At 38.6% G+C, this 25,665-nt stretch carries 29 protein-coding genes; 24 read left to right on the top strand and 5 right to left on the bottom strand.

Annotated features, from left to right (window positions below):
* The first annotated feature begins 119 nt into the window (after window positions 1-119).
* The 4 genes from M3593_RS01760 (at window position 120) to gloA2 (ending at window position 2,497) form a co-directional block, all read left to right on the top strand.
* Complete coding sequence (locus tag M3593_RS01760; RefSeq protein WP_251540415.1) at window positions 120-1,130, top strand: C40 family peptidase; 1,011 nt, start codon at window positions 120-122, stop codon at window positions 1,128-1,130.
* 205 nt (window positions 1,131-1,335) lie between these two features.
* A complete protein-coding gene (locus tag M3593_RS01755; protein ID WP_251540414.1) occupies window positions 1,336-1,692 on the top strand; it encodes an STAS domain-containing protein in 357 nt (118 codons plus the stop codon).
* Window positions 1,693-1,696: 4 nt separating this feature from the next.
* Window positions 1,697-2,098 (top strand): anti-sigma regulatory factor, encoded by a 402-nt coding sequence (locus M3593_RS01750; protein WP_144479508.1) that lies wholly within the window; start codon window positions 1,697-1,699, stop codon window positions 2,096-2,098.
* 12 nt (window positions 2,099-2,110) lie between these two features.
* Entirely contained in the window at window positions 2,111-2,497 is a 387-nt protein-coding gene (gene gloA2, locus M3593_RS01745) for an SMU1112c/YaeR family gloxylase I-like metalloprotein (protein ID WP_144479506.1), read from the top strand.
* A 240-nt stretch (window positions 2,498-2,737) separates the two neighbouring features.
* Here the strand turns inward: gloA2 and M3593_RS01740 are convergent, their stop codons facing one another.
* Window positions 2,738-2,878, bottom strand: coding sequence for a BA3454 family stress response protein (locus M3593_RS01740; protein ID WP_144479504.1), 141 nt, complete (start codon window positions 2,876-2,878; stop codon window positions 2,738-2,740).
* A 270-nt stretch (window positions 2,879-3,148) separates the two neighbouring features.
* Here M3593_RS01740 and M3593_RS01735 point away from each other — a divergent pair, with 270 nt between their 5' ends.
* The 4 genes from M3593_RS01735 to M3593_RS01720 all read left to right on the top strand — a co-directional run bounded on the left by M3593_RS01735 (window position 3,149) and on the right by M3593_RS01720 (window position 5,599).
* The gene (locus M3593_RS01735) at window positions 3,149-3,298 is read left to right on the top strand and encodes a hypothetical protein (RefSeq protein WP_186326825.1); all 150 of its coding nucleotides are present in this window, start codon (window positions 3,149-3,151) and stop codon (window positions 3,296-3,298) included.
* Between the two features lie 309 nt (window positions 3,299-3,607).
* Entirely contained in the window at window positions 3,608-4,213 is a 606-nt protein-coding gene (locus tag M3593_RS01730) for a hypothetical protein (RefSeq protein WP_251540412.1), read from the top strand.
* A gap of 645 nt (window positions 4,214-4,858) precedes the next feature.
* Entirely contained in the window at window positions 4,859-4,996 is a 138-nt protein-coding gene (locus tag M3593_RS01725) for a hypothetical protein (RefSeq protein WP_186326824.1), read from the top strand.
* Between the two features lie 120 nt (window positions 4,997-5,116).
* Window positions 5,117-5,599: an STAS domain-containing protein gene (locus tag M3593_RS01720; protein ID WP_144479500.1), complete on the top strand. Its 483-nt coding sequence runs from the start codon at window positions 5,117-5,119 to the stop codon at window positions 5,597-5,599.
* An 18-nt stretch (window positions 5,600-5,617) separates the two neighbouring features.
* Here the strand turns inward: M3593_RS01720 and M3593_RS01715 are convergent, their stop codons facing one another.
* On the bottom strand, window positions 5,618-6,043 hold the full coding sequence (locus M3593_RS01715) for a CBS domain-containing protein (RefSeq protein ID WP_251540411.1): 426 nt from the start codon (window positions 6,041-6,043) through the stop codon (window positions 5,618-5,620).
* Window positions 6,044-6,298: 255 nt separating this feature from the next.
* Here M3593_RS01715 and ltaE point away from each other — a divergent pair, with 255 nt between their 5' ends.
* Window positions 6,299-7,324 carry a low-specificity L-threonine aldolase gene (gene ltaE / locus M3593_RS01710; RefSeq protein WP_251540409.1) on the top strand — a complete coding sequence of 342 codons (1,026 nt, stop codon included), beginning with the start codon at window positions 6,299-6,301 and terminating at the stop codon, window positions 7,322-7,324.
* Between the two features lie 36 nt (window positions 7,325-7,360).
* On the opposite strand, the gene M3593_RS01705 is transcribed toward ltaE, so the two are convergent.
* Complete coding sequence (locus M3593_RS01705) at window positions 7,361-8,143, bottom strand: GNAT family N-acetyltransferase (RefSeq protein WP_251540407.1); 783 nt, start codon at window positions 8,141-8,143, stop codon at window positions 7,361-7,363.
* A gap of 165 nt (window positions 8,144-8,308) precedes the next feature.
* Between M3593_RS01705 and M3593_RS01700 the strand changes: the two genes are divergently transcribed.
* The 10 genes from M3593_RS01700 to M3593_RS01660 all read left to right on the top strand — a co-directional run bounded on the left by M3593_RS01700 (window position 8,309) and on the right by M3593_RS01660 (window position 17,643).
* Window positions 8,309-8,614 (top strand): antibiotic biosynthesis monooxygenase family protein, encoded by a 306-nt coding sequence (locus tag M3593_RS01700; protein ID WP_144480509.1) that lies wholly within the window; start codon window positions 8,309-8,311, stop codon window positions 8,612-8,614.
* Complete coding sequence (locus M3593_RS01695) at window positions 8,611-8,964, top strand: hypothetical protein (protein WP_144480511.1); 354 nt, start codon at window positions 8,611-8,613, stop codon at window positions 8,962-8,964. Before M3593_RS01700 ends, M3593_RS01695 begins: the two co-directional genes overlap by 4 nt.
* Window positions 8,965-8,986: 22 nt before the next feature.
* Entirely contained in the window at window positions 8,987-9,646 is a 660-nt protein-coding gene (locus M3593_RS01690; RefSeq protein ID WP_251540405.1) for a cobalamin B12-binding domain-containing protein, read from the top strand.
* Entirely contained in the window at window positions 9,633-10,379 is a 747-nt protein-coding gene (locus M3593_RS01685; protein ID WP_251540403.1) for an STAS domain-containing protein, read from the top strand. The genes M3593_RS01690 and M3593_RS01685 overlap by 14 nt, the downstream gene beginning before the upstream one ends.
* 388 nt (window positions 10,380-10,767) lie before the next feature.
* Window positions 10,768-12,042: a S8 family peptidase gene (locus M3593_RS01680; protein WP_251540401.1), complete on the top strand. Its 1,275-nt coding sequence runs from the start codon at window positions 10,768-10,770 to the stop codon at window positions 12,040-12,042.
* A gap of 197 nt (window positions 12,043-12,239) precedes the next feature.
* On the top strand, window positions 12,240-13,460 hold the full coding sequence (locus tag M3593_RS01675) for a tetratricopeptide repeat protein (protein ID WP_144480518.1): 1,221 nt from the start codon (window positions 12,240-12,242) through the stop codon (window positions 13,458-13,460).
* A 348-nt stretch (window positions 13,461-13,808) separates the two neighbouring features.
* The gene (locus M3593_RS23955; protein WP_260983664.1) at window positions 13,809-13,937 is read left to right on the top strand and encodes a hypothetical protein; all 129 of its coding nucleotides are present in this window, start codon (window positions 13,809-13,811) and stop codon (window positions 13,935-13,937) included.
* A 109-nt stretch (window positions 13,938-14,046) separates the two neighbouring features.
* Window positions 14,047-16,335, top strand: a complete 2,289-nt coding sequence (locus M3593_RS01670) for an ATP-dependent DNA helicase (protein ID WP_251540399.1) — start codon at window positions 14,047-14,049, stop codon at window positions 16,333-16,335.
* Between the two features lie 161 nt (window positions 16,336-16,496).
* Window positions 16,497-17,021: a sigma-70 family RNA polymerase sigma factor gene (locus M3593_RS01665; protein WP_144480522.1), complete on the top strand. Its 525-nt coding sequence runs from the start codon at window positions 16,497-16,499 to the stop codon at window positions 17,019-17,021.
* Window positions 17,011-17,643, top strand: coding sequence for a hypothetical protein (locus M3593_RS01660; protein ID WP_251540397.1), 633 nt, complete (start codon window positions 17,011-17,013; stop codon window positions 17,641-17,643). The genes M3593_RS01665 and M3593_RS01660 overlap by 11 nt, the downstream gene beginning before the upstream one ends.
* Before the next feature lie 78 nt (window positions 17,644-17,721).
* On the opposite strand, the gene M3593_RS01655 is transcribed toward M3593_RS01660, so the two are convergent.
* Window positions 17,722-18,471 (bottom strand): hypothetical protein, encoded by a 750-nt coding sequence (locus M3593_RS01655; protein WP_251540395.1) that lies wholly within the window; start codon window positions 18,469-18,471, stop codon window positions 17,722-17,724.
* Window positions 18,472-19,086: 615 nt separating this feature from the next.
* On the opposite strand from M3593_RS01655, the gene M3593_RS01650 reads away from it, so the two are divergent.
* The 3 genes from M3593_RS01650 to M3593_RS01640 all read left to right on the top strand — a co-directional run bounded on the left by M3593_RS01650 (window position 19,087) and on the right by M3593_RS01640 (window position 21,298).
* Window positions 19,087-19,845, top strand: coding sequence for a MerR family transcriptional regulator (locus M3593_RS01650; RefSeq protein ID WP_251540392.1), 759 nt, complete (start codon window positions 19,087-19,089; stop codon window positions 19,843-19,845).
* Between the two features lie 231 nt (window positions 19,846-20,076).
* Complete coding sequence (locus tag M3593_RS01645; RefSeq protein ID WP_251540390.1) at window positions 20,077-20,352, top strand: YkvA family protein; 276 nt, start codon at window positions 20,077-20,079, stop codon at window positions 20,350-20,352.
* Window positions 20,353-20,467: 115 nt separating this feature from the next.
* Window positions 20,468-21,298 carry an STAS domain-containing protein gene (locus M3593_RS01640; protein WP_251540388.1) on the top strand — a complete coding sequence of 277 codons (831 nt, stop codon included), beginning with the start codon at window positions 20,468-20,470 and terminating at the stop codon, window positions 21,296-21,298.
* 53 nt (window positions 21,299-21,351) lie between these two features.
* On the opposite strand, the gene M3593_RS01635 is transcribed toward M3593_RS01640, so the two are convergent.
* The gene (locus M3593_RS01635; protein WP_251540386.1) at window positions 21,352-23,094 is read right to left on the bottom strand and encodes an AAA family ATPase; all 1,743 of its coding nucleotides are present in this window, start codon (window positions 23,092-23,094) and stop codon (window positions 21,352-21,354) included.
* A 325-nt stretch (window positions 23,095-23,419) separates the two neighbouring features.
* Here M3593_RS01635 and M3593_RS01630 point away from each other — a divergent pair, with 325 nt between their 5' ends.
* Both M3593_RS01630 and M3593_RS24200 read left to right on the top strand, forming a co-directional pair.
* Window positions 23,420-24,655 carry an MFS transporter gene (locus M3593_RS01630; protein ID WP_251540384.1) on the top strand — a complete coding sequence of 412 codons (1,236 nt, stop codon included), beginning with the start codon at window positions 23,420-23,422 and terminating at the stop codon, window positions 24,653-24,655.
* Between the two features lie 438 nt (window positions 24,656-25,093).
* On the top strand, window positions 25,094-25,582 hold the full coding sequence (locus tag M3593_RS24200; RefSeq protein WP_353056075.1) for a CBO0543 family protein: 489 nt from the start codon (window positions 25,094-25,096) through the stop codon (window positions 25,580-25,582).
* Window positions 25,583-25,665: the final 83 nt, after the last annotated feature.

The raw sequence follows: 25,665 nt of genomic DNA, 5'->3' as shown, positions 1-25,665 counted from the left end.
TAAAACCGAATATTTCACAGAGGAAAACATTTCCTTTGAAACCAAAATTTATAGATTCAAAACTAGTTTGGGAAACTCTACTATTAATTTGTAATCGAAATCAAAGGGAGTTGCTCAACATGAAAAAACAAATTCTGACGGTGGCTGCAACAGCCGGATTTTTATTTACATCGTTCAATGGTTCTGCAAGTGCTCATGAAAAATTACACACAGTTCAATCTGGTGATTCTTTATGGAAGCTTTCTAACACATATAATGTTGCAATTAAAGATATACAAAAATGGAATAACCTATCAAGTTCTATAATCTATGTAAATCAAAAACTTTCAGTCCTGGCTCCTCATAGTCACTCAACCACTGCTGCAACAAGCACGACTGTCGATGGTTATATCGTGAAGTCCGGCGATACTTTATGGGGAATTTCAAAATTATACGGAATGTCTATCAGTGGACTAAAATCACTGAATGGACTAACTTCTGATGTCATTTTTCCTGGCCAAAAATTGAAGGTTTCAGGATCTGCGGCTGCACCAGCTTCTGTTGCACCTGCAAGTACATCAAGCACATACACAGTCCGTAGCGGTGATAATTTATCATCTATTGCAACTCGCCATAATGTATCGCTCTCGCAGTTGATGTCTATTAATAATCTTAAATCTGACCTTATTTTCCCTGGGCAGGTATTAAAATTATCAGGGGCGGCTGCAACTATTGTTGCTACAAAGGTCTCCACAGCATCTGCACCTGTAGTTGCATCATATAACTCAACTTCACAGGTGAATTCATTGATTGCTGAAGCAAAAAAATACATTGGAGTTCCATATGTTTGGGCTGGCAGCACTCCATCTGGATTTGACTGTTCTGGTTATCTGAACTATGTCTATAATATGGCGGGAATCTCCATTCCAAGAACAGTGGCCTCCATTTGGGATGCGACCAAGTCTGTTTCTTCACCACGTGTAGGGGACCTAGTATTCTTTGAAACATATAAAGCCGGTCCATCCCATGCTGGTATTTATCTCGGCAATGGCCAATTTATTCATGCAGGATCTTCCAGAGGAGTCGAAATCAGTGATATGAATAACTCTTACTGGAAACCTCGTTATCTTGGTGCAAAAACTGCTTTTTAACACATACCCGTTTTTTTGTGATTGAAACCTCCTTTTTGGGAGGTTTTTTAATTTTTTTATTCTTATTGGTCAAACCGCATTTAGTCATATAAATACTGCTTTTAATTTGTAATGCACTTATTACATAGCGTATAATCCAATTAAATTCTTCTTTGTAAATGCAAAAGTGGATTTCTGTGAGTTTAATGATTTGGAGGCAAATAAAGTGAGGATTCCTATATTAAAATTAAAAGATTACCTGCTGGTTTCTGTACAAGTGGAATTGGATGACCAGACCGTACTGACGTTCCAGGAGGACTTGTTGAATAAAATAAAAGACACAGGAGCCAAAGGTGTTGTGATCGACCTGACTTCTGTAGATATGATTGATTCATTTATTGCAAAGGTTTTGGGTGATGTCATTGTCATGACAAGCTTGATGGGTACAAAAGCGGTCCTGACAGGCATACAGCCAGCGGTCGCCATTACTTTGATCGAGTTGGGCATCACATTGGAAAATGTCCACACTGCTCTGGATCTTGAACAAGGAATTTCGATATTAAGCCATTTGTTAGAGGTTTAGCCATATGACAGAATCGTTTGTAATAAACATAAATAATGAATTTGATATAGTACTTGCCCGACAAAAAGGGAGAGAAGTTTCAAAAGAGCTTCAATTTGGAGGGGTTGATCAGGCAAGGATCACGACTGCGATTTCCGAGCTTGCCAGGAACATATACCTTTATGCAGGCAGCGGCCAGATTACGATACAGGTCTTGAATGAAAATGGCCGAAAAGGAATCCAGATAACTGCGGCGGATAATGGACCAGGAATAAACGACATCAGGATGGTTCTGCAGGATGGTTTTTCGACGTCTGGGGGACTTGGTGCAGGCCTTCCGGGAGTAAAAAGGTTAATGGATAGTTTTGATATTGATTCAATGCCAGGATCTGGTACGAAAATCACCATTACTAAATGGGCAAGGTAAAAGGAGATTGCGATGAAGTTAGAAAAAATTCATCACGTCGCCATTATTTGTGCTGACTATGAAAAATCCAAGGAGTTTTATACAAAGATCCTGGGCTTTAAGGTCATCTCGGAAGTATATAGGGAAGAACGTGAGTCATATAAATTGGATTTAGGTGTAGGTGACTATTTCCAGATTGAATTATTCTCTTTCCCGGAAGTGCCTGCGAGGGCGAGTTATCCAGAATCAGCAGGACTCAGGCATCTAGCTTTTGCTGTGAAGGACCTTTCTGCACATGTTGATTATCTTGCAAGTCAAGGGTTAAAAGTGGAGAAAATCAGGATTGACCCTCTGACTGAAAAACGATTTACATTCTTTGCCGATCCCGATGGATTGCCTATTGAACTGTATGAAGAGTAAAATACTGTCTCGAATTTTATTCCCCTTCTTCCACAAGGTATTTTTAAAATGCCATCTCCTTTTGTACATCCCCAGTTTATGAAAAACTAAAAAAGTACTTTAAATCAGCAATTTGAAAAAAGCCATTAAAGAAGGAGGTTCAGTCCTTGTAAACTGAACCTCCTTTTCGATTGTATAAATCTAATTAAGACCCATCAATGCTTGTTTGAATTCGAGTAAGCTACTGATTTGTGTGAATATTTAGGAGTAAAACAACCACTGTTCTTTAACTTGCTTTCTTGCCATCTCCATGATTTCTTCTTCGGATGTATCACGATCGGCAATAACATTCGTTAAATAATTTTTCCCCTGAAAGTCTACAGTTACTGTTATTTCTCTCATAAAACATTTTCCTTTCTAAATGTAGTGCAAATTGATAGATTACCTCTGTGTTATTTTTAATTACCATATAAACAGGGGAAGTAAACATAGTTCATATATAAATCCCCTTGAAGAACTTGATATCATATAAAATTTTAAAAAGGCCATGAAAGTGATGGCAGTTATGAAATGGATAATTCCCTTTGAAGATCTGGCAACAATCACAAGAGTCGTGTTTGGTCCCTTTTTGTAAGGGAATAGAATATTAACAATAACAAGGAGGGAAATGCCGTGGAAAACTCGCAAAAAAACCAGCAGAGCCTTGTCGAATATGAACGTGAAAAATTAGGTGAAGAAAAAAAGATTGATGAGTTCAAAGATCAAGGCAGGGTTCCCGACCAGCAAAACAGAATGAAGGACAAGGAAAATTTAAGAAAATAAATTGAAAAAACCAAGCCGGCAATGATTCCGGCTTGGTTTTTTTACATACTGAGACATTCAACTGAAATTTAGATGGTATTTTCATTTGGTAGGAAGTCTTTCTGCAGATCATGGGGAGTATCTTCCTTTACGTGGTAATTTTGTTGTGCATCAACAAAAATAGGGATATGTCCATAAATTCCTGCTGTCTCCACTTGGCTTCCTTGTTTTGGAATAATTTTAAGAAATAGTTGTTTCAGAGAAGGAAAATTTTTACTAATATTGAATATATATTATGGAGATATAGAAATAGAAAAGGGGAATAATGATTTGAGCGCACATAACGCTGATCGTGCAGGGAGTCTATTGATTACAGCAGCCGTAATCCTGCTCTTCGCATCTGTACCAATTGGAATCTTTATCGTTTCTTTTGTACATCAATCAATGTATTTGGAAAGGTCATATTGGTTTTTTGACAGCCCGATGTCTTCCTATGTAACAATAGTAGCCGTATTATTGATCATTCCGATCTTTCTGATCATTATCGCTATCTATCTTTTCAGGACAGATGAATCGAGGAAGAGAAATGTTAATGTTTTCATTGCATCTTTAGTAACATTGCTCGTAATGATTTCAGGCATCTACATGAGTCTTGACAATTATTATTATATCGATAAGAATGGATTGCATTATGACGAGCTTTGGAAGCTGGAGAAAAGCTTTTATTCATGGGATGACATAACCGCCATGAAGCAAATAAACAAAAATGATGGCGGGACGCTGACACCTGAAAAATTGGTTTTTACATACGGGATCGAAACCATTGAGTTACCATTGACTCCGAAACTAAGGAATGAAATCGACCCTGTCATTGACTTTGTTGAAAATGTCGAAGGAGTCGAGCTGGTCATGGAGAATATAACCACAGAAAATTAAAAAGGACCTTCCATTCTTTGTAGTGGAAGGTCTTTTACATTATCTCCTGGTGCTTCTAAAAAAATATTGGAAGCCATATGCCAGGATGGCAAAGGAATAAATAGTGCTGAAGAAATATAAAGGTTTGAACCTCTCCAATTGGTAAATATTCAGTTTCTTAAAGAGACTGCTAACCGGGTATGCTAATAAATAATCCATCACTAAATTAATGCCTAAGTATTGCCAGATGCTGCCGTAGGCGAGTCGGAACACCCAAAGATTAGCCACAAAGAAGGGTCCGAGAGTGAAGCTTAAATCATTGAAGATTTTTGACCGTAACCCTCCAGATACTCTCCATAATCTATAGGGATTCGATAAAATCAACAAAATAAATACCAGGCCTGTGACGAATACAGTTACAGGCAAAAATCGTTTAACTTCCCTTCTGGGATAAAGCAACAAAGTAGACCAGGATACTAAAAGCATAATTAACCTGAATATATTATGTACCATATCTGCTCCTTTAAAATTCGGTGTCATTAGGTATAGTTTCTCCAGAATTACAAAATATAATAATGTGCAATTGAAATTTTCTATTTTGTTCTGGAAATATTTATGTTAACTTAAACAACACATGACCTTTGTCCTGTTAAGGAGAATTTTGCCATGATAAACGAAGAAGAAAAATTAATCTTTTTAAAAGAACTTGGACGTTTGATCGATGACTATAAAAGATGCTGTGATGATGAATATCAAGAGCAGATTTATGAAGATATCATGCAATTAATTAATGTGATTAATTAGATGTTTATAACTGCTTCCTTTAAGATGAGGTTTACTGGCTATACAAAGCTTTGGTATAAATGTATGATAGAAAGGTAGAAAAACAGAGATTACTGCGCTTTTTGGGAGGTTTAATACAGCTTGGAAACAAATAGGCTGAAAGAGCTCGAGGAAAAAATTCGAGAGTATGAAACAATTATTTCTGAAATGTCCGCGCCAATTATACCTTCTATCGTACCTCAAACGATCCTTGTACCATTAACTGGATTAATTCGAGCGGAGCGGTTCGATAAAATACGTGTAAAGTTGCTTGACTTTTGTCACAATAAAGATATTGAAACAGCAATTATTGATTTGACTGATATCAGTGGTGATAGGGTAGCCGGTCTTTGTCTTGAAGAGATTGGGCGAGAACTGCATGAAATGGCTTCATCTATGTCTTTGATGGGTGTAAGGACTGTATTTGTGGGTCTTAACCCGGGGCTTGTCAAGAAAATGGTACTCGATGGGATTCGATTGGAAGCGCAAACCTTCGCAACTTTTCAATCAGCATTATCTCATTTAATGAAGGAAAAAGGGTTGGAATTCAGAAAAATATCAGACTCAAAAAACCCCGTTATGTAACGGGGTTTTTTGAGTTTTTTATTTTTCAGGTTCTGAAGGAGTCGAGATATCCTCCAAGGCATTTCCTGCATCATCTTCTAGATTAGCGGTAACTGCAAGGTCTCCTAATGATACAATTCCGATCATTTTTCCATCTTCTACGATTGGCAGTCTGCGTATTTGAACATCTGCCATCAAATCTGCTGCTTCTTCTGCCGACATATGGATAGTGCCTCGGACAGGATCGGTTGTCATTACCTCTGATATCGGGGAATCCAATGAAGTATTTACTGCAACAGCCTTTAAAACTATATCTCTGTCAGTAGCCAGGCCTGCTAATTGCTCGCCCTCACAAATTGGCATGACTCCAACATCCAGTTCTTTCATTTTCGCGGCAACCTGATGAATCGGTGTATCAGGACTGCAATACTCTACATCTCTCGTCATAACTTTTTCTATATTCATAATAATAATCTTCCTCCTTGATAAATGTATAAAGGCTCTTTTTAACCTTGTTGCCCTCTTAAACGGATAAGATCCGGTGACCGATAAGAGAAGCCCAAAGTCTGTTAAATAAAATGGAAACAATCAATTTAAGAAGAATCAGCCTTTGTTAAGGAATTACCCGAAGGCAGTTGAAAAGAAACTGTTAGTTTTTTGCAGGTTGGGTTGTTAAAATAAATATAATAGTAAACTTTACATAGAAATGAGGGGTAAGGAATGATTGATTTAAGAAGTGATACAGTTACAAAACCGACTGATGAAATGCGCAGAGCAATGTATGCCGCAGAAGTGGGTGATGATGTATATCAGGAAGATCCCACAGTAAATGAATTAGAAGAAATTGCAGCTGAAATACTTGGAAAAGAAAAAGCGTTATTTGTTACAAGTGGTACCCAGGGAAATCAAATAGCTGTGCTCTCTCATTGCCGGCCAGGTCAGGAATTGCTGCTTGAAGAAGAATCCCATATTTTTTATTATGAATCAGGTGCAGTAGCTGCACTTGCCGGAGTCCAGACGCGTACCATCGCGGGCAAAAAAGGGGCTATGGATCCAAAAGATGTTCTTAGTGCCATACGTACTGAAGATATCCATTTCCCCGAAACAGGATTAATTTGCCTCGAAAATACTCATAACAGGGCAGGAGGAGCAGTAATTCCAGTCGAAAACATGGAAGCTATTTACAACGTAGCAAAAGCGAATAAAGTTCCTGTTCATCTCGATGGCGCGAGATTATTCAATGCTGCGGCAGCAGCTGGAGTCGATGTAAAGGAATTTGCTAAGTACACGGATACTGTTCAAATATGTCTTTCAAAGGGATTAGGAGCCCCAGTGGGTTCTATCATTGCGGGCAGTTCCGATTTTATAAAATCAGCAAGAAAATGGAGAAAACGTTTAGGTGGGGGAATGAGGCAGGCAGGTATCATCGCTGCACCGGGTTTAATCGCTTTGACGAAAATGAAAGATCGTCTTGGAGAAGATCAGTGGAATGCCAGGATTCTTGCAGAGGGAATCGAATCGATTCCAGGAATGAAACTTGCAAGACAGCCGGAAACAAATATTGTAGTTGCTGATGTTACAGATTTAAATATCACCTCTGAAGCATTTGTTGAGAAACTGCGATCAGAAGGAGTGATTTCAGGAACCTTTGGTCCAACATTCGTGCGTTTTGTTACGCATTACGATGTAAATGAGGATCAGATCCAGAAGGCAATTGAAGCAATTGCAAAGGTTGCCAAAAATTAAAGTCAGGGCTGGATGTTCAGCATCCAGCCCTGATTCTTATCTATACATTGTCCACATGCCGATATCTGTAAAGCCCAGCCGCTTATAAATCCTGCCAGCCTCAGGATTATCATAGAATAGGCATAGAAGCTTTCCTTCGTCCATAACATCTTTGAAAAGCTTTTGCATCACAGCTGTTGCAAGCCCTTTTCTCCTGTATTCTTTATGTGTACAAACACCAACGATCATCGCTGATTTTGAATTTTCAGCAGCAGTTGCTGCTGAAGCGGCCATTTTTCCATCCATTTCAATATAGTAAGTTCTCCCAGTGCCTGCTTCCAGCGACTGTAAAAAAATTTCTCGTGCATTCGGATTAGGAAAAAATTCGTCAATACTGGCCCTTAACTCAATAATACGATCAACATCTACAGGACCTGCTGTGAAAATATCAAGTTCAGTCTCTTCTAAGTAGGAATCCGTAGTGCATTCCGCGAAATAGGTGACCTGCTTTTTACCAAGGTCTAATCCATATATTTCCTCGAATTTTTCAACAAGTTCACTTTTTCCTGATAAAAAGATTTTTCCTGAGTATTTCTTGATAATTTCTGAGAATTCCTTCACAGGGAGCCTATCATTTTTTGCGTAAGGAATGAAAGAGTTATGGAATCGGAGCAGTACCGCTGATAGTTCATCATCCTCGAAGAAGCCCCATAATTCCTGGAAATCAGAATCGTATCCAAATGCTTCAATATCTCCAATGATAAAGAGGTTGAGGGCCGCATCTTCCATTAAAAAGTTCATTGCTATTTCATTATCTTTGTCAGTAAGTTGTCTGATCATACCAAAATCTCCCTTTAAATAGCTTTTTAGTATGATAGTCTAAATGGAGAAAAATAACAAGTTTTTTTTCAGTTGGGTATTCTGTAATATGCTTAATTTGATAGGCGGATAAAGGAAATGTATAATTGGACTATGTTTGCAAAAAAGAACAGGAGGAGATCGAACATGTATATCGTTCATTCAACAGTGGTTATTCCTGAAGATAAAGTTGATGAAGTGATTGGCATCTATCAAAAAAGATCAAGATTGGTAGATGAGTATGAGGGGTTCGTTTCCTTCCAATTGTTACAGAACGAAAATAACCCGACAGAACTGACCGTTCAGATATCATGGGATTCAAAAGAAAATTATATAAAATATATTACAAGTGATGCATACAAGAAAGTACATGAACTAGAGAAAAATTATCCTGACCAGGAACTTGCAGCAATCCGTCCCTCGGTAGGCCGGTATAAGGTGGTAGCAAAATGAATGAGGCTGTCATATCGTCGATCATTGAGGAAGTTACTGAGGGGATATACAATGATTTCCCTTTCCTGCTTGAAAAATACGGGGAGAGGGGACGCCAAAAGTGCAGAGAAGACAATGGACATCACATAAAATATATGCAGACTGCAGCAGATATGGATGATGACAAATATTTTATTGATTATGCACACTGGCTAAATGGAATTTTGACCTCCAGAGGAATGAAGACGGAACATCTGGTTGATAATTTTATGAGATTGAAGAAGGCATTTGAAAAAACAGATGAAGAGCTTAATGTAGTATTTATCAACATGCTTGAAAGTGCGATTAATTCATTAAGGGGTGTGAAATAACACCGGGATGAGGTGAGTGCCAATGGAAAAAGCAATCGAATTAGCCCAGCTTTTGCTCGAGGGCAATCAGGATGATTCATGGGCACTAATTGAACAAGAGTGCAAGGGATCAAAAGAAAGTTTATATATCTTTGAAAAAATAATCACCCCTGCAATGAGACAGATCGGTCATATGTGGGAAACAAACAAAATCACTGTTGCTGATGAGCATTTGGCGACATCAACATGTGATTTTTTGCTTGCCCGTTACAATTGGGAAAAAAGAAGAACACTGCAAATTTCTCCTAATGGGAGAAGAGCGATGTTTCTTTGCGTTGAAAATGAACAGCACTACCTCGGACTGAAAATGGCCAGCCAGCTATTCAATGAGTATGGTTGGGAAACAAAGTTCCATGGTCCCAATCTTCCGCTAGAGTATGTGGTGAAAGCTGCACAAGAATGGAAAGCAAATGTAATATGCCTCTCTTTTTCAATCCTGTATCATGCTGAGCATCTTAGCCCATATATCCAAGCATTGGAAAAGCTTCCAAACCAGCCGGTTGTAATCGTTGGGGGCAGGCTGCTGGATCAATATGAATTTCATCGCTACGGATCAGACCGTACTATTTTCCATAAAAATATGGATGATGTGAAAAATTGGCTTGGCCATCAGCATGGAGTGAAAATGAATGTCGGATCTTAAACATTTGCCATTACCATATTTTTTAATTGATATCGAATACAATATTCTTGCCTATTCTGCTGCAAGTGAAGATGTTTTTTCTGTTGGGAAAAAATTTCTGGAGCTAGTGGATTGGGAAAGCCATAAAAAGATTAAGACCCTTTTTGAACACAAAGAAAGCAAGGCAGAAGGCGAACTGATCATGAAAACAAAATTTTCCCCTTATGCCTTGTTTGACATTAGTGTAAATTGGCATGAAGATAGAGGACATGTCATTTGTATAGAAAAAGATCATCGATTATCTGAATTGGAAAATATTGTTGAAAAACATAGGGTTAGACTGGCAGAAACAGATTTGGAGCTGCTTGAAAAAAAAGAGCAGGTAGAAAAATCACTTCTTGAAATTAAAAGCCTTTCTTGTCCATTTATAAAATTAACGAAGACCTCAGCATTGGTTCCTTTATTTGGAAATTTAGATGAAAAATTGATTGGGCAAAACGAAGATAGAGTACTGAATCAATCACAGGAAGGTGGATATCAAGAGATCCTGTTTGATTTAAATGGGGTAGGAGAGCTGACCATTGAGGGAGTAGAAGCATTCATCTCCTTAGTTAAGGAGCTGCAAGTTATGGGTTTGCAACCGTCTATAATCGGTGTTAAACCCCACCATGCCTTTTTCCTGAACCATTCAACGGCCGTGCCAGATGTTCCGTATCTGAATAGTCTCAGCAAGGCCTTTAAAATATCGCATTAAAGATGAACACTTCGATGGAAATCGAGGTGTTTTTTCTTGCTCTTTTTTTACTGGACGAAAGGATAGGCAAGCGTTTTCCCAATAAGTTAAGCTTCGTTTTTTACCATTTTTTTGATTTTGTTTTTCAACTCTATTTTGACATTTTCACATTATATATATTGAAAAGGATAAGTTCAAGTTGAGGATTACTTAGTGGGAAAAATGGAAGATGAATTGGTAAATAACACCGGAAAGTTATGGTAAAAATGCATTGTTTTATCCTTCTTCCTTCTCGTTTTTCCCAATCATTTATGCCTATTTATTCGTTGATAAACACAGAAAATTTGCAATATACTTAATCCTGCAGCCGACAAGCTGCAAATTTCTTAAAGGTGAGAGGAGCAAAAGGATGAAGAAGAAAAGAGTTTTCGGATCCGCTGTACTTAGTTTGGCAATGGGTGTTTCCATGTTCGCGACTGGCGCTTTTGGTGCCGGTGCACAGGAAAGCCAGGATACTTATCGTGTGTTAATTCAGGGTCCGAGTGCAGAAAAAGCTAAAGTTAAAGAACAATATGGGAAACGCTGGGATTTTGGAGGCCAAGGTTTTACAACTGAAGTGAACAGCAAGCAATATCAAGCATTGTTGAAAAACAAGAATATTGAGGTGTCCCAGGTTGGCACGCATACAATCGATGCCCGAGTAGAAGCAAATGGAAAAGGCAAAGGTGACTATTCGACCATGGCATCTTATCCGTCAGACCAGACACCATGGGGCATTCAAGCAATTTATAACGATAACTACATCCAAGCGACAAGCGGTGGGGATGGAATCAAGGTAGCTGTCCTAGACACAGGCATTAACCGAAACCATATTGATTTGACAGACAATGTTGAACAATGTAAGGATTTCACCCAAACTTCTTCATCGATGGTTAATGGGACTTGTACTGACCGCCAGGGCCATGGTACACATGTTGCCGGAACTGCTGTAGCAAATGGGGGTTATGATGGAGCAGGTATCTATGGAGTTGCTCCTCAAGCAGAACTCTGGGGCTATAAAGTCCTCGGGGACAATGGATCCGGATATTCTGATGATATTGCTGGTGCCATCCGCCATGCTGCCGATGAAGGTGTCCGTACAGGATCAAAGGTCGTCATCTCGATGTCACTTGGTTCAAGCGGCAAGGATTCAATGATTGCAAGTGCTGTTGACTATGCATACAGCAAAGGTGCATTAGTGGTAGCAGCAGCAGGGAACAGTGGTCCGAGTGCCAATACGATTGGTTATCCAGGCGCATTAACAAATGCAATCGCTGTAGCATCACTGGATAATACATTTGTCAATGGAACACACAAAGTATCTGATTTCTCTTCTCGTGGCAACCCAAATACTGACGGCGACTACTACATCCAGGAAAAGGACGTTGAAGTATCAGCACCTGGCGGCGGAATCTATTCAACAGCTGTCGATGGAAACTATACAACGATGAGCGGTACATCTATGGCAACGCCACACATTTCAGGCCTTGCAGCTAAACTGTGGTCTTCGAATAAATCATGGAGCAACTCTCAGCTTCGTACTGAAATCCAAAGACGAGCAAAACTTTATGACATCAAAGGCGGAACAGGAGCTGCAACTGGTGATGATTACGCATCAGGATTCGGTTTCCCTCGCGTAAAATAATTACCTAAAAAAATATAATGCACAAACTTGCAGGCCATCCGGATTAAATGATTGATTCGGGTGGCTTTATTATCTTATTTGAGGTAATATATGAAGAAACAATTTCTAATATATAGAATTTTATAAAAATAGTACTTTTGGACTGTTTAAATTGTTGGAAAAGATGGTAGATTAATAAGAAAACAGAAGGTGAACGTATGCAGTTTGGACCATTAATTAAATTTTACAGAATCCAGCAAGGTTTAACACAAAAGGAACTGGCAAATGGCATATGTTCAGTTCCCCACTTAAGCAAGATTGAAAGCAACTCTAAAGAAGCAAATGAAGAAACAATGGGCCTCCTGCTCGAAAGACTGGGAGTCAACCTTGCATCCATCACTGAAAATGAGGAACAGATTAAGCAGCTAATTAAAGAACTTAATGAAAAGATTGATTTTATTCAAGACGAAGAAGCAGATACAACAATGGAAATGCTAAAGGAATTTGAAGGAATTATTCCATTCACTACAAATCTACATACATATGAACTTACTAAATTCAGGTATTTAATCTTTAAACACAGATTTTCCGAGGCCCAAGAACAATACGAATTATTAAAGAAACAAAAGAAAATATTTTCCCAACCTCAAATGGCTTTATTTTCCTATCTGCATGCTGTAATGTTATTAAAAAAGAGAATTTATAAGAAAGCAGATCAGATCTTAGACACCATTGGCAGAGGATCTAAGTTCGACATACCCGATGGAGAAATACTTTATCATCGGGCTTTGGCTAAAACTTCTCCAGAAGATTTAGGATATGCCATTTACTATGGAAAGATGGCACTGCAAGAATTTATGGAACAACACAATTTTAAAAGAATTCTACATGTGTTGATGTTGCTTGGGATCAACTATACTAATTCCAAGATCTATGAAGAAGCCCAGGATTGCTATAAAAATCTCATCAGAAACGCAGAGATTTTACAGGAAAAAAATTTATTACCTGAAATATATCATAATATGGGTTACCTTCAAAAAAAGCTTAAGAACTATCGAGAGGCCATTTTCTTTTTTGAAAAAAGCCTATCTTTACAAACAAAAGGAACACAACACTATCTCATTACTCTTTATTCCATTGGAGAAATCCAATATGAGTTGCAAAATGAAGAAAAAGCAAGGGAAGCCTTTGAGGAAGTATACCAATTATCTAAGGATTCTGAAAACCGCAAGTATAGAATGTTAGCTAATTATTATTTAATGACTTTGGACTCTCCAGAAAAATCGCTAGATTACTCAGAAACTAAAGTAATACCATTTCTTGAAGAAAGCGATGGTAAAAGTGAAGAATTAATTTGGTTTTACAAAATGCTATCAAATCACTATCGGGAGATGGGAAGGTTTGATCAAGCAGTAAAATATATAGAAAAAATCAATTAAGGAGGAAATCCGTATGAAAAAGATGTTAACAGCCTTAATGACAGGTGCCATGGCTCTGGGTGTATTAGCAGCAAGCATGCCGCCAATTTTACCTCCAGCATGATTAACTACCAAAAAGGCCTTCTAATTAGGCCTTTTTGTTTTTTAAAAGGCATACTTCCATTTAAACTGATGCTTGTGTCTTCGAGTTTCATTTCTAAAAAGTTCTTAAATAATTGATTACTAATTAACAACTTGGGAAAATTTTCACTGCGTTAAATGACCCCCAGAACCCTCATATAATATACGAACTATTTTCACGAAGCCCGCATGGACAATGGATGGCTAAAATGAATGAGGAGGTTCGGTATGGGAAGAATTAGCATGGATATTGACGAGCTGTTGGAAGATACAATGGAAATTGCTGAAGATGATTTAAGTTTTTCGCTGAACCCAATTGAGATTGACAGTTTGCTTGAAAATACACGCCATTGGTAAAAAGATATAATCCGTTCCAGGTTTCCTGGGACGGTTTTTTATTTTATTGAATAAAAGAGAACGTATGTACTATAATGGGAGAAGGAAGTCAAACAGGGAGGTGAGCAGGATGGAGCATGTAATAAAAATCCCGGTGAGGATGCTGGCTGAATATGTATTTAAAACAGGAAGCATTGAATCGGGTTTTAAAACGGCCTCATCATTCTCTGAAGGCTCAAGAATCCATCGGGAAGTCCAGAATACTTATCAAGAGATGGATCAGAGTGAAGTCTTTTTAAAAACAGAAATTGAATTTGATAACCTTTTATTTATTATCGAAGGACGCTGTGATGGTTTGCTTTTTTCAGGGGAGAAAACAACGATTGATGAAATTAAATCGACTTCTTTGCCTTTGGAAAGTATCGAAGAGAACTCAAACCCTGCTCATTGGGCCCAAGCAGAATGCTATGGTTATATGTTTTTAAAGGAACATCAAAATGAAGAGATTGATATCCAGCTGACTTATGTTCATAAAACTTCTGGTGATAAGAAGTTTTTTAAAAGATCATTTACCAAAGAGGAGTTGGAAAACTCCGTTAAAGGAATGGTCGCAGATTTTGCACCATATGCCCGGTTGCAGGCGGAACATGGTTTGAAAAGGGATCAAAGCATTAAAAAGTTGAAGTTTCCTTTTCCTCGATACCGACATGGCCAGCGACAGCTTGCAGGGGCTGTCTATAAGACAATCGAGGAAGGAAGGACGTTATTTGCAAATGCACCAACTGGGATAGGCAAAACCATTTCAACTGTATTTCCTTCAGTTAAGGCAATTGGGGAGGAACAGATTAAGAAGTTATTTTATTTAACTGCCAAGACGACAACAAGACAGACCGCAGAGGAAGCGTTCAGTCTTATGATAAAAAAAGGCTTGGAGATTAGGACTGTTACAATAACCGCAAAGGATAAGGTATGTTTTACAGGTGAGGGAAAGTGCAGCAAGGAACATTGTGAATTTGCAGATGGATATTATGACAGGATTAACGGTGCGGTACTGGATATCCTCAGGAATGAAGCTATCCTGGATAGATGCTGTATTGAAAAGTATGCAAAAAAACATAGAGTCTGTCCCTTTGAGTTTTCATTGGATTTAGCATACGCAGCAGATGCGGTCATATGCGATTACAATTATATATTTGATCCAAAAGTCTCTTTGAAAAGGCTATTCGACGAACAAAAAAAGAAAACAGTCCTTCTTGTCGATGAGGCACATAATCTCGTTGACAGAGGAAGGGATATGTTCTCCGCTGCTCTGGAGAAATCACCATTCCTTCAGTTGAAAAGGGAGTTTAAAGAAAAGAATCATTCATTAGGCCATATATCCAAACGTCTAAATGACTATTTTATCCAATTAAGAAAGCAGGCTGGATTCTCAAAAACAATTGAGTGCGTGGAGCCACTAGAGGAACTGAATCAGTTAATAGCAGAGTTTATGGAACATGCGGAAAAAGAACTCCTTAGAGGGAGTGCAGGAGAATCAGACTTGCTGCTTGAAACTTTTTTCGTTGCGCAAAATTGGCAAAGAATCAGCAGTTTATATGATGAACGCTTCATTGTATATGCTCTAATCGAAAAAAATGATGTGCGTATTAAACAATTTTGTCTGGATCCTTCTCATTTAATCAAACAGGCAGGAAAAAGCTTTAAGTCCCGAATCTTTTTTTCAGCTACTCTTAATCCTATGGGCTATTACAGAGATATGCTTGGCGGTGATAGCGAGGATTATGTCTCTTTGATTCCTTCTCCTTTTTCTAGTGAACAGACAGATGTGAAGATTCAATCCTTATCAACAAGGTACAAAGACCGGACAAGGTCAATTAAACCAATAGTCAAAACAATGTCTGATTTAGTTCACAATTATCCAGGTAATTATCTGTTTTTCTTTCCATCCTACCAATATCTTAATATGGTACTGGAGGAGTGGAGCATTTCCAATGAGGATATCTGTACGATTGTCCAGGGTACAGGGATGAACGAAGAAGAACGTGCCGCATTTCTGGAATCCTTCACAGCTGATAATCAAGGATCACTCGTTGGTTTTGCTGTTCTTGGAGGTGTATTTTCTGAAGGAATCGATTTAAAGGGGGACAGGCTTAACGGGGTTGTGGTTGTAGGTGTGGGTCTCCCTCAGATTGGGTTCGAAAGGGACTTGATTAGTAAGCATTTTGCTGCTATAGGTAAGAATGGTTATGATTATGCATACGTCTTTCCTGGAATGAATAAAGTACTGCAGGCCGGAGGAAGACTTATTCGGTCAGAAGATGACACAGGCAGAATTGTGTTGATTGACGACCGTTACCTGCACAATAAATATCAGGCACTTCTGCCCGATGCTTGGAAAAAATTCACGCTTCTGTATTGATGAACATCCTTTCTATAAAGGGTGTTTTTTCTTTTGCAAGACGTTTGGATTTACAGCTTGGTTTGATAGCCTAGACATTTGAATTTTTTTACAGGATATTAAAGCCAAACTGGCGAATCTAACGTCTAATGGATAACAAGGAGTACAAGGGAGTGCATCTAATGCTGAAATTAATAAAAAAAGCACAAAAAGGCAATGATAAGGCATTTTTGGAGCTGTTCCAGCTATATGAACAGGATTTATACAGAATGGCGTTTATCTATGTAAAAAACCAGAATGACGCAATGGATGTTGTCCAGGAAACTGCTTACAGATCATTCAAGTCCATCAAAGATCTTAAAGAACCCAAATATTTTAAAACCTGGCTGATGAGGATTGCCATCAGCTGTTCCATTGACCTATTGAGAATAAGAAAGAACATTGTACCTTTAAAACCAGAATTTGCGGAATATACAAAAGAAGCTGTTCAAGAAGATGATATCTTAGGAATCGATTTGAAGGATTTAATTGAAAAACTTCAGGAAGAAGAAAAAAGTGTCATTCTCCTGAAATTCTATCAGCAAATGACATTCAAGGAAATCGCCGATATTCTCCAGCTTCCGCTTGGCACAGTAAAGACAATTCTTTATCGCAGTCTTGGAAAACTTCGAAAGACATTAAAGGAGGATGAAGCTAATGAACAATAACATTCAATCAGAAATTAATAAAATCGAGATACCAGAGGGTTTAAGCAGAAGAACTGAACTGGGAGTCCAAAAGGCCAAGACAGAAATGAGCAGCAAAACAAAAAAACGGAAGTTGCTGGCAGCCCCTGCAATCGCAGCAGCCATCGCACTTTCAGTTGCCGGATCAGTCCTATTTTTAGAGAATACTCCCGGAAATCTGGAAGTACAGAACATCCCGGCGAGCTATGCATTTGATGTAACGGACCAAAAACAACTCGTTGGATGGGCGGATAATGTTTTTATTGGGAAGGTACAAGAGACGAAGGGAACAAGTAATGAAGATGGGATACTTGAAACTCAATATGAAGTTGAGGTTGCCGAAAATATCAAAGGCCAATTGAATGGCCGGATAACTGTGAACCAACAGGGGGGATACGAAGGAAACAAACTGGTCCTGGTTGAAAATGATCAACTTCTGAAAGAAGGTGAGAGCTATTTATTCGTGTCACGTCAAAACAAAAAACACGAATGGCACACTATTGTCCCAGCTTATGGGGATATTCTAATAGAGAATGAAAAGCAAAAGGAGGAATTGATCAGCATCTATAAAGCCGCCTATGACAATGAGGTTCCGTTTGAATAATGTGATTGGTTAAAATCAAATTTGTGGTTTGAGGCTATGGTTCATGGCCTCTTTTTTTCAATTTTAATTCCCTATAAGCTAGTTGTCTTTAATATTGGCCTGGAAAAAGTACTTAATGGTATTTTTCATTTTCTCTTTGTTAGTGGTAAATTGCTGCAGGCGGTGACCGTTTGCACCTGACGGGTGAGGGAATCCAAAGAGAATATTTCTTTCTTCCAGAAGGCCTTCACTGGCATACACCCTCATGATTTCTTCGACACTCTTTCCGAGCGGGATCACAAGCGTATTCCGAAGCATGGCAGCCTGTGGTTCAAAATATCCCTTTAAGAAACCCACAAGCATATTGTTCTTTAGAATACCAGGTTTATGTCCAGTGTAATTCTTCCCATCATTAAAAACCGCATATGGAATGAGAGATGTTGTATGGAGAAGGTTGTCATTTTCATCAAATAGTTGCGCGCAGGATTCCAATGAAAGCCATTTTTGTAAGCCAAGTTCATCAAGCATTTCAATGATATGATTACGAAGTATTCCGGAAAATCTCGCTTCACGCTTGCATAAATAAGGAATCACGGAAACTGGATAGTTTACTTCAATCAGGGAGCGGGCAACAGCGATTGATTTGCTCATTTGCTGGAAACCCGGTGTTATTCCTACGATAAATACTTTCGCATCTGGATTTACATACTCGTTATGCGTACAATAATAGACCGCAAGGCGCCCTTCATTAGCTAATAAAAAGTCCTGAGTCAAAAGTTCCTCCCGTGAATAACTGTCTTTTAAAGGGAGATCAGCAATCTTTTCTATATATTCAACCAGTCTAGGCATGAATGATCCCCCTTGGATTTAATAACTGTATTATGATCGTATCTGTTTAAAAATATCAATTAATTGAACTAGCTGGCAAAGGAGATTTAAGGGTTGGAAGTGTAAGAAACGGTCTTTATTAGACATTTCAGCATAGTGAGCAGGGGAAAATGTCCGATAACCCCTATTTAATAGACATTTCAGCAGCGGGAGCAGGGGAAAGTGTCCAAGAACCCCTATTTAATAGACATTTCAGCAGTGTGAGCAGGGCAAAATGTCCAAGAACCCCTATTTAATAGACATTTCAGCAGTGTGAGCAGGGCAAAATGTCCAAGAACCCCTATTTAATAGACATTTCAGCAGCGGCAGCAGGGCAAAATGTCCAAGAACCCCTATTTAATAGACATTTCAGAAGCCGGAGCGGGGCAAAATGTCCAAGAATCCCCATTTAATAGACATTTCAAGAAAGGGAGCATGCCAAAATGTCCATGAAAAGGAGAATTCACGAAAATCGATATAGCTTTAATGTCAAATAGATTATAAAAGTATTATGTAAACTTTAAAAATAAATTCAGAACCCTGTTGACCCTGACGCAAGGTGATAGTTTACGCTATAGGTGTGGAGGTGATCAAGATATGTTCAAGGTGAAAGAAGTTGCCAACCTGACAGGAGTGAGTATTAGAACTCTGCATCATTACGACAGGATTGGTTTGCTGCAGCCAGAGGCTGTGACTGATGCTGGATATCGGCTTTATTCAGAAAGAGACCTAGAACGCCTGCAGCAAATATTGTTTTTTAAAGAAATGGATTTCACCCTGCAAGAAATTAAGGATATTTTGGACCGGCCCGATTTCAACAGGAAAGAATCCTTGAAGAATCATAAAGCTTTGCTTTTAAAGAAAAAGAAGCGGCTAGATGAGATCATCAGGACAGTGGAAAAGACGATTAATTCAATTGAAGGGGGATATGAAATGAAGGAGAAAGATATGTTCGAAGGATTCGATATGAAAGAAATTGAAGAACATCAGAAGAAATATAGTGAGGAAGCAAAGGCGAGATACGGAAAAGAGACAGTTGAAAAGGTAGAAAAGAGGACTGCGAATTATACTCCTGATGACTGGGGAAATATTCAGGCGAAAACAGAAGAGATATACCAGAGGCTGATTTCCGGTATGGCTGATGGCCCGAATGATCCGGCTGTTCAGGAAGCAGTTGCGGATTGGAGACAGTTCATCACAGATCACTATTATGATTGTACCATTGATATTTTTCGAGGGCTGGGGGATCTATATGTCGATGATCCACGCTTCACAAAGAATATCGATAAATATCAGCCCGGCTTGGCTGCATTCTTCAAAAGAGCGATCCATCATTATTGCGATGAACAAGAATAGTAAAGAAACTGGGCGGCCATTGAAATGGCTGCTTTTTTTAAAATCGGCAGTTCTTGGGCAAACGTTATTTTTCTTTTTTGGATGAACACTGTGATATTTACGAAAATAGACTTTGATAAAATGAAACGAATCCACCTGCTGATCGTAAATATAAATATGCCTCAAAGAGGTTTTAAAACTGACAACTGGTGAAAGAAGGATATAATAGTCTCTATAAAAGAGGTGGATGAAATGAAGAAGTTTTTTAAAAGAATTCGGTTGGTTTTTAAAGTGAAAAAGTTCTTTCCCTTTCTTATAGAATTTTTTGCTTCTGGAATTGTTCCGGTTAGGCAAAAAATAATTTCAGCGAGCTTGATCATTGGTTATTTTTTGTTTCCATTTGATATTATTCCGGACTTTTTGACACTAATTGGCATCGTTGATGATGTTGGTGTGCTATTAATTGTATTTCAACAAATTATTAAAATGGCACCTAAAGAATTAAAGGAGAAGCACAAATTGGAATAAAGCACCGGCGTTAAAATTATTTAATAGGAGAATGTTTGTTATAATCCTTTTAGGCTGAATATAGGCTTACGAATATTTTGATCATCTGTTTGCTTCCAGACGAGGGGGGATTTCTTTGCATAGAAATCAGGAATTATACAATTTTTTAAGGGAAAATAGTCGGAATTTAACGGAGGAATGGCATCAAAATATCGATAAAGAAAATACCGCAGGTGTATACGCCTCTAGTGATCCAGATGTCGTTTCTGCGCTGAAAGAACAAAATCATGAATTTCACCTTCATTTCATTGAATTATTCAAAAAGGCAGAAGGGGAATTCTTTCAGGACTTTAAACCATGGATCGAGAAGATTGCAAGTGATGGCGAGCATGTGAAAACTCCGATTCAGTTTGTGATAAAGGAATTTAAAAATGTAAGAAACCAGTACTTTGATTATATCCGCCGATTTGCACAGTTACATCCTGAAATAGCAAGAGAAGAGGTCGATTTCTGGTATGATACCATCCTTAAAGAAATGGATGAGGTAATCCTGCGTTTTATAGAAGCTACGTATAAATATTCCCAGGGTGTGTTGAAAGCACAGCAGGAAACAATCAATGAATTAAGCGCCCCTGTCATTTCGCTGACGAACCGTCAAGGGTTGCTGCCGCTTATTGGGGATATTGATACATCAAGGGCTAAAATGATCCTTGAAAATACATTGCATCAGTGCACCCAAAGGGGAATCCAACATTTGTTTGTTGATTTATCAGGGGTTGCAATGATTGATACCATGGTTGCCCATCAGATATTCCAGCTGTTGAATGCCTTGAAACTAATAGGGGTAAATGCAACACTTTCCGGTATGCGCCCTGAGATTGCACAAACAGCTGTACAGTTGGGAATTTCCTTTAAAGAAATAGACATAAAAACGAATCTTGCCCAGGCTATTGACCAGCGTAAATAAAAAAAAGGATTTCCGATATCTTATTCGGAAATCCTTTTTTATACAGAAATCTCTTATACCATTACATATCGATCTTCACGAAAACCAGATTTATCCTGGACAATTTCATCTACTTCAGAGCCTTCAAGTGTTTCTTTCTTTAATAATGCTTCAACAAGTTGTCCAAACTGATTTTGATGAGACCTGATAATCATTTCGGATTTTTCGAGCGCGTCATCAAAAAGTTCCTGCATTTTTGTTTCTTTTAATCCTTTGCTGAATGTGAGTGAGAAACCTTCCTGCAACAAACCAGTATCGACCATTTGTTCAATGATTTGTTTCGCCTGTTGAACATCTCCGCTAACACCAATACTGTGCTCCCCTAGGAACATTCTTTCAGCGACACCGCCAGCAAGGATCATCGCGATGCGGTCAATCAAATCGCTGTGCGTCGACAATTGAAGCTCTTTTGGAATCGGGGCTACATAACCAAGTGCCTGGCCGCGCGGAATAATGGTCGCTTTCCGGACAGAACCAGGTTTGGTGACAGCAGACACAAGGGCATGTCCAGCTTCATGAATGGCAACCCTGCGCTTAGTGTCAGCATCCTGAAGTGTCCTGGATGTGCTGCCAAGGATTGTACGGTCCAGGGCATAATCAATATCGCTTTTTGAAATGAAATCCTGTCCATTTCTCAATGCACGTCTGCTGGCAGTTTCAAACAATGAGTGGAGCTCTGCACCTGAAAAACCTGAAGTGCTTTCTGCCAGGTCATCCAATGATGAGAAGACATCTGGAGCAAGATTTTTCCCTTTAATATGGATATCAATGATTTCCCTTCTGCCTTTAGTATCCGGAAGAGGCACATTGAAAGAGAAATCAATCCGTCCAGGACGAAGGAATGCATCATCCAGCATGTCCTTTCTATTTGTGGCTGCAATGAACAGAATGCCATCGTTTGAATGTCCGCCATCAAGCTGGACCAGAAGCTCAGTGAGTGTCTTTTCGCCTTCTTCACCGCCATGTGGTTTACGCTTTCCGGCAAGTGCGTCGACTTCATCAATGAAGATGACAGCAGGACCTTGCTTCCGTGCACTCTGGAACAAGCTTCGCACCCTTGAAGCACCAACTCCGATAAACATTTCATTAAAAGCCGATCCGCTGGCTGAGAAAAAGTTTGCATTGAGCTCATGGGCAATTGCCTGGGCAAGAAGAGTCTTGCCGGTACCTGGAGGGCCGTATAAAAGAATTCCTTTAGGAGGTTTAATACCCATCCTTGCTGATTTTTCTGGGTTTTTCAGGATGGAAAGTGTTTGGCTTATTTCTTCTTTCATTTCCTCCTGTAAACCTCCAACATCAGTTAGCGTGATGGAAGGCAAAGGATTAGGCTTGGAAAGGCTGTTTTTCATTCGATTACCGGCACCAATTCCTCCGGTTTTCTTTTGGATTACAAATGCAGCACCCATCAAAAGCAGCAGAACACCGCCAAGAATCCAGGCACTATACTTACTATTGTTCATATATTCATAACTGATATTATATTTTTCTACTAATTTATCGACTATATCACTGCCAGGGGGAACTTGGGAAACAAATGTTGAATCATTTGTTTTAAGTATGAGAGTTCCATCCATTTTTTCAATCAGGGTAGCCTCATCGCCGTTAAGACTTTCTACTGACTTGACAAGCGAATTAAATGGAACCGATACTTGGTCATCATTATTTTGAACGACTATTGTCGCTGCTATTGTTACCAATACCATAAACGCCGCAAAAAGCGGAAGGACCTTAGAAACAAATTTCGGATTTGAATTCATGCTTTCAGCTCCTTATCGAATCTATATACCATTATAAGTAATATACCGATGTTATAAATGGGTAAATTGTCGTGGAGGAGGTGGTAAATATATGAAACTTTAAATACAAGAGTTTAAGGGTGCCAAAAATGCGGGTATAATGCATGTTTCAATTAATTTTGTTGGGAAAATTTATATGGACAAATTGTGACAACGATTATATGTGGGATAAATTGTAAATTATTTTGATTCGGTACTTGAAACTTTTGGAAGTTACCGATAGGATGAAAGAGAAAAAAGCTTGATAAAATTCCGACAACTTAGTCTATATTCAGGAGGGGTTTGCTTGAAGGGATGGAAAAATCCCATATTATTGATTCTGGGAATTGGGATTTCGAACATTGGCAACTGGATTTATTTTGTGGCAATTAACTTATTGGTATTAAAGATCACAGGCTCGGCTGCAGCGATTGCTGGCTTGTTTATTATCAGGCCCCTGGCGATCCTTTTGACCAATACATGGGCTGGAAGCGTAATCGATCGTGTAAACAAAAGAAAGTTGATGATCTGGATTGATATTATCCGGGGGATATTCATTGTAGCGATTCCTTTTTTTACGTCGCTTTTTCCTATTTATATCATCATGTTTTTGACTAATATTGCTGGCGCTTTTTTTGGCCCTACTTCTGAAACATACATAGCAAAGTTAGTTCCCCCTGAAAAAAGAAAACGGTTTAATTCCATTTTTTCATTCGCGACTTCAGGAGCCATGCTGGTCGGGCCAAGTGTCTCTGGCCTGCTGATCATGTATGGAAGCATAAATACCAGCATTTATATTAATGCAGTTACATTCTTTTTCTGTGCCGCGGCTATATACTTCCTGCCGGACGTCGATGGGGAAGAGGGAAAAGAAAAATACAGAGACAGTATCACTGTGAAAATGATTGCTGCTGATTGGAAGGCAGTGGCCGATTTTGGAAAGACAGCGGTTGGATTTATGGTGGTATTTATGATTTTCCAATTCATTACATTGATATCCTTTGCACTTGATTCACAGGAGGTAACCTTTATCCAGCAAGTCATCGGTTTATCAGAAAAAAATTATGGCTTGCTAGTCAGTCTTACAGGCGCAGGTTATATGGCTGGTTCCTTCGCAGTTTCTGCGTTGGCATCGAGGCTTTCAATTCGTACGCTGCTGGGTTTAGGGTCATTTTTATCGGTGACAGGATACTTTATGTTTTTTCTGGCAACTTCAGATACTGTTCCTATGGCTGTAATAGGCTTCATTATAATCGGATTCTTCTCTCCATTTTCATTTACAGGATACACGACCTTTTTTCAGAACAATGTCCCTCTGGATTTAATGGGAAGGTTTAGCAGCGCATTTGCATTTTTTCAGGCGATACTCCAAATCCTGTTGACACTCTTGTTGGGATACCTGGCTGAAACCTTAAAGCTGCAAACGGCTACCATCGGATTTGCGTCATTTGGGCTGCTCTTGGCAATAACGTTGACAGCAATGGTTTTCCTCCAATCCAAAAAGAATCTTTTTGTCCTGGAATCCGAGAGGAATTTGAATTGAAAGAGATTTGAAAGGCTGTAATGGCAATTTAATTGCCATTACAGCCTTTTTTCTTTATTCATAGATATTTGTTGGGCCATACATAAAAAATGAGAGAAAGTTCAAAAATACCTTTAATAAACGCGTTCTTCAATTGTGTTTCTGGAAAATGCACCTTTAGCAAATGCCTTGAGAAAGCACCCTTTTTTGAATCTGTTTTCGCTTTGATTGTTGCTTTTCAAATTTATACACTTTTCCTCTGTTAATAGGGTTACAGTGCTCTTTTCAACGATACTTCCGAATATGATAGGCAAAAATATTCGTAAAACCCAGAACCCGGTTTTTACAATTGATATGGATGTAACAAAATTTATGGGAAGAGCTTTGTTTTAAAATCTGGATGTTCCGAAGTTGCAAGGGTCCTTAGTAAAGGAGGTTGAAAGCTTGTTCCATGCTGCAGTGATAGTAAGCGGGGTTTTGTTTTCATTTGGTAAGGGGAAGTGGCAAAGATGGAGAGAGTTTTTACCAACCTTTTATTATTGGGCCTTGTTTAGTTGCTTCTATGAATATATATCATACATTGGCAAAAAACATTTGTGGGAGTTTGACAGAAATTTCATCAGTCTATTTGTAACGGAATCTTTATATACATTTTTGTTTTATCCGAGTATGATCGTTTTGTTTTTGGGAAATTTCCCTGAACATCGAAACAAACAGATTTTGCATTATTTCAAATGGATATCACTTTCCGTCCTGATAGAGGCACTGGCATTAAAGTATGGAGCCATTAAATTTGACCATGGATGGTCGATTATTTGGGAAATTTTCTTTTACAGTACGATGTATCCCATGCTAAGGCTCCACTATAAAAAGCCTTTAAATGCATTGTTCCTGTCAGTATTATTTGTACTTTTCTATCTGATTGTCTTTGATTTTGATGTTCTCTAAAGAAAAGTATTATGGAAGTTGTTTAACTGTTAAGGGAATATTTTCTGTCGTTGTGCAAATCTTAAAAAGGCGAACATGGAATA

It is taken from the genome of Mesobacillus sp. MER 48 (genome assembly GCF_023714225.1).
Lineage (GTDB): Bacteria > Bacillota > Bacilli > Bacillales > Cytobacillaceae > Mesobacillus > Mesobacillus oceanisediminis_A.
The sequence above is the reverse complement of the archived record's forward strand: the minus strand, read 5'-3'. Positions and strand labels throughout refer to the sequence as shown.

Bases quoted from the DNA above. Each gene is read 5' to 3' on its own strand.
- M3593_RS23955 (WP_260983664.1), top strand. From the start codon at position 13,809: ATGGGAAGAATTAGCATGGATATTGACGAGCTGTTGGAAGATACAATG.
- M3593_RS01760 (WP_251540415.1), top strand. From the start codon at position 120: ATGAAAAAACAAATTCTGACGGTGGCTGCAACAGCCGGATTTTTATTT.
- M3593_RS01680 (WP_251540401.1), top strand. From the start codon at position 10,768: ATGAAGAAGAAAAGAGTTTTCGGATCCGCTGTACTTAGTTTGGCAATG.
- M3593_RS01715 (WP_251540411.1), bottom strand. From the start codon at position 6,043: ATGAATATAGAAAAAGTTATGACGAGAGATGTAGAGTATTGCAGTCCT.
- M3593_RS01675 (WP_144480518.1), top strand. From the start codon at position 12,240: ATGCAGTTTGGACCATTAATTAAATTTTACAGAATCCAGCAAGGTTTA.
- M3593_RS01695 (WP_144480511.1), top strand. From the start codon at position 8,611: ATGAATGAGGCTGTCATATCGTCGATCATTGAGGAAGTTACTGAGGGG.
- M3593_RS01750 (WP_144479508.1), top strand. From the start codon at position 1,697: ATGACAGAATCGTTTGTAATAAACATAAATAATGAATTTGATATAGTA.
- M3593_RS01655 (WP_251540395.1), bottom strand. From the start codon at position 18,471: ATGCCTAGACTGGTTGAATATATAGAAAAGATTGCTGATCTCCCTTTA.
- M3593_RS01685 (WP_251540403.1), top strand. From the start codon at position 9,633: ATGTCGGATCTTAAACATTTGCCATTACCATATTTTTTAATTGATATC.
- M3593_RS01705 (WP_251540407.1), bottom strand. From the start codon at position 8,143: ATGATCAGACAACTTACTGACAAAGATAATGAAATAGCAATGAACTTT.
- M3593_RS01660 (WP_251540397.1), top strand. From the start codon at position 17,011: ATGAACAATAACATTCAATCAGAAATTAATAAAATCGAGATACCAGAG.
- M3593_RS01650 (WP_251540392.1), top strand. From the start codon at position 19,087: ATGTTCAAGGTGAAAGAAGTTGCCAACCTGACAGGAGTGAGTATTAGA.
- M3593_RS01725 (WP_186326824.1), top strand. From the start codon at position 4,859: ATGATAAACGAAGAAGAAAAATTAATCTTTTTAAAAGAACTTGGACGT.
- ltaE (WP_251540409.1), top strand. From the start codon at position 6,299: ATGATTGATTTAAGAAGTGATACAGTTACAAAACCGACTGATGAAATG.
- M3593_RS01665 (WP_144480522.1), top strand. From the start codon at position 16,497: ATGCTGAAATTAATAAAAAAAGCACAAAAAGGCAATGATAAGGCATTT.
- gloA2 (WP_144479506.1), top strand. From the start codon at position 2,111: ATGAAGTTAGAAAAAATTCATCACGTCGCCATTATTTGTGCTGACTAT.
- M3593_RS01700 (WP_144480509.1), top strand. From the start codon at position 8,309: ATGTATATCGTTCATTCAACAGTGGTTATTCCTGAAGATAAAGTTGAT.
- M3593_RS01690 (WP_251540405.1), top strand. From the start codon at position 8,987: ATGGAAAAAGCAATCGAATTAGCCCAGCTTTTGCTCGAGGGCAATCAG.
- M3593_RS01740 (WP_144479504.1), bottom strand. From the start codon at position 2,878: ATGAGAGAAATAACAGTAACTGTAGACTTTCAGGGGAAAAATTATTTA.
- M3593_RS01635 (WP_251540386.1), bottom strand. From the start codon at position 23,094: ATGAATTCAAATCCGAAATTTGTTTCTAAGGTCCTTCCGCTTTTTGCG.
- M3593_RS01670 (WP_251540399.1), top strand. From the start codon at position 14,047: ATGGAGCATGTAATAAAAATCCCGGTGAGGATGCTGGCTGAATATGTA.
- M3593_RS01645 (WP_251540390.1), top strand. From the start codon at position 20,077: ATGAAGAAGTTTTTTAAAAGAATTCGGTTGGTTTTTAAAGTGAAAAAG.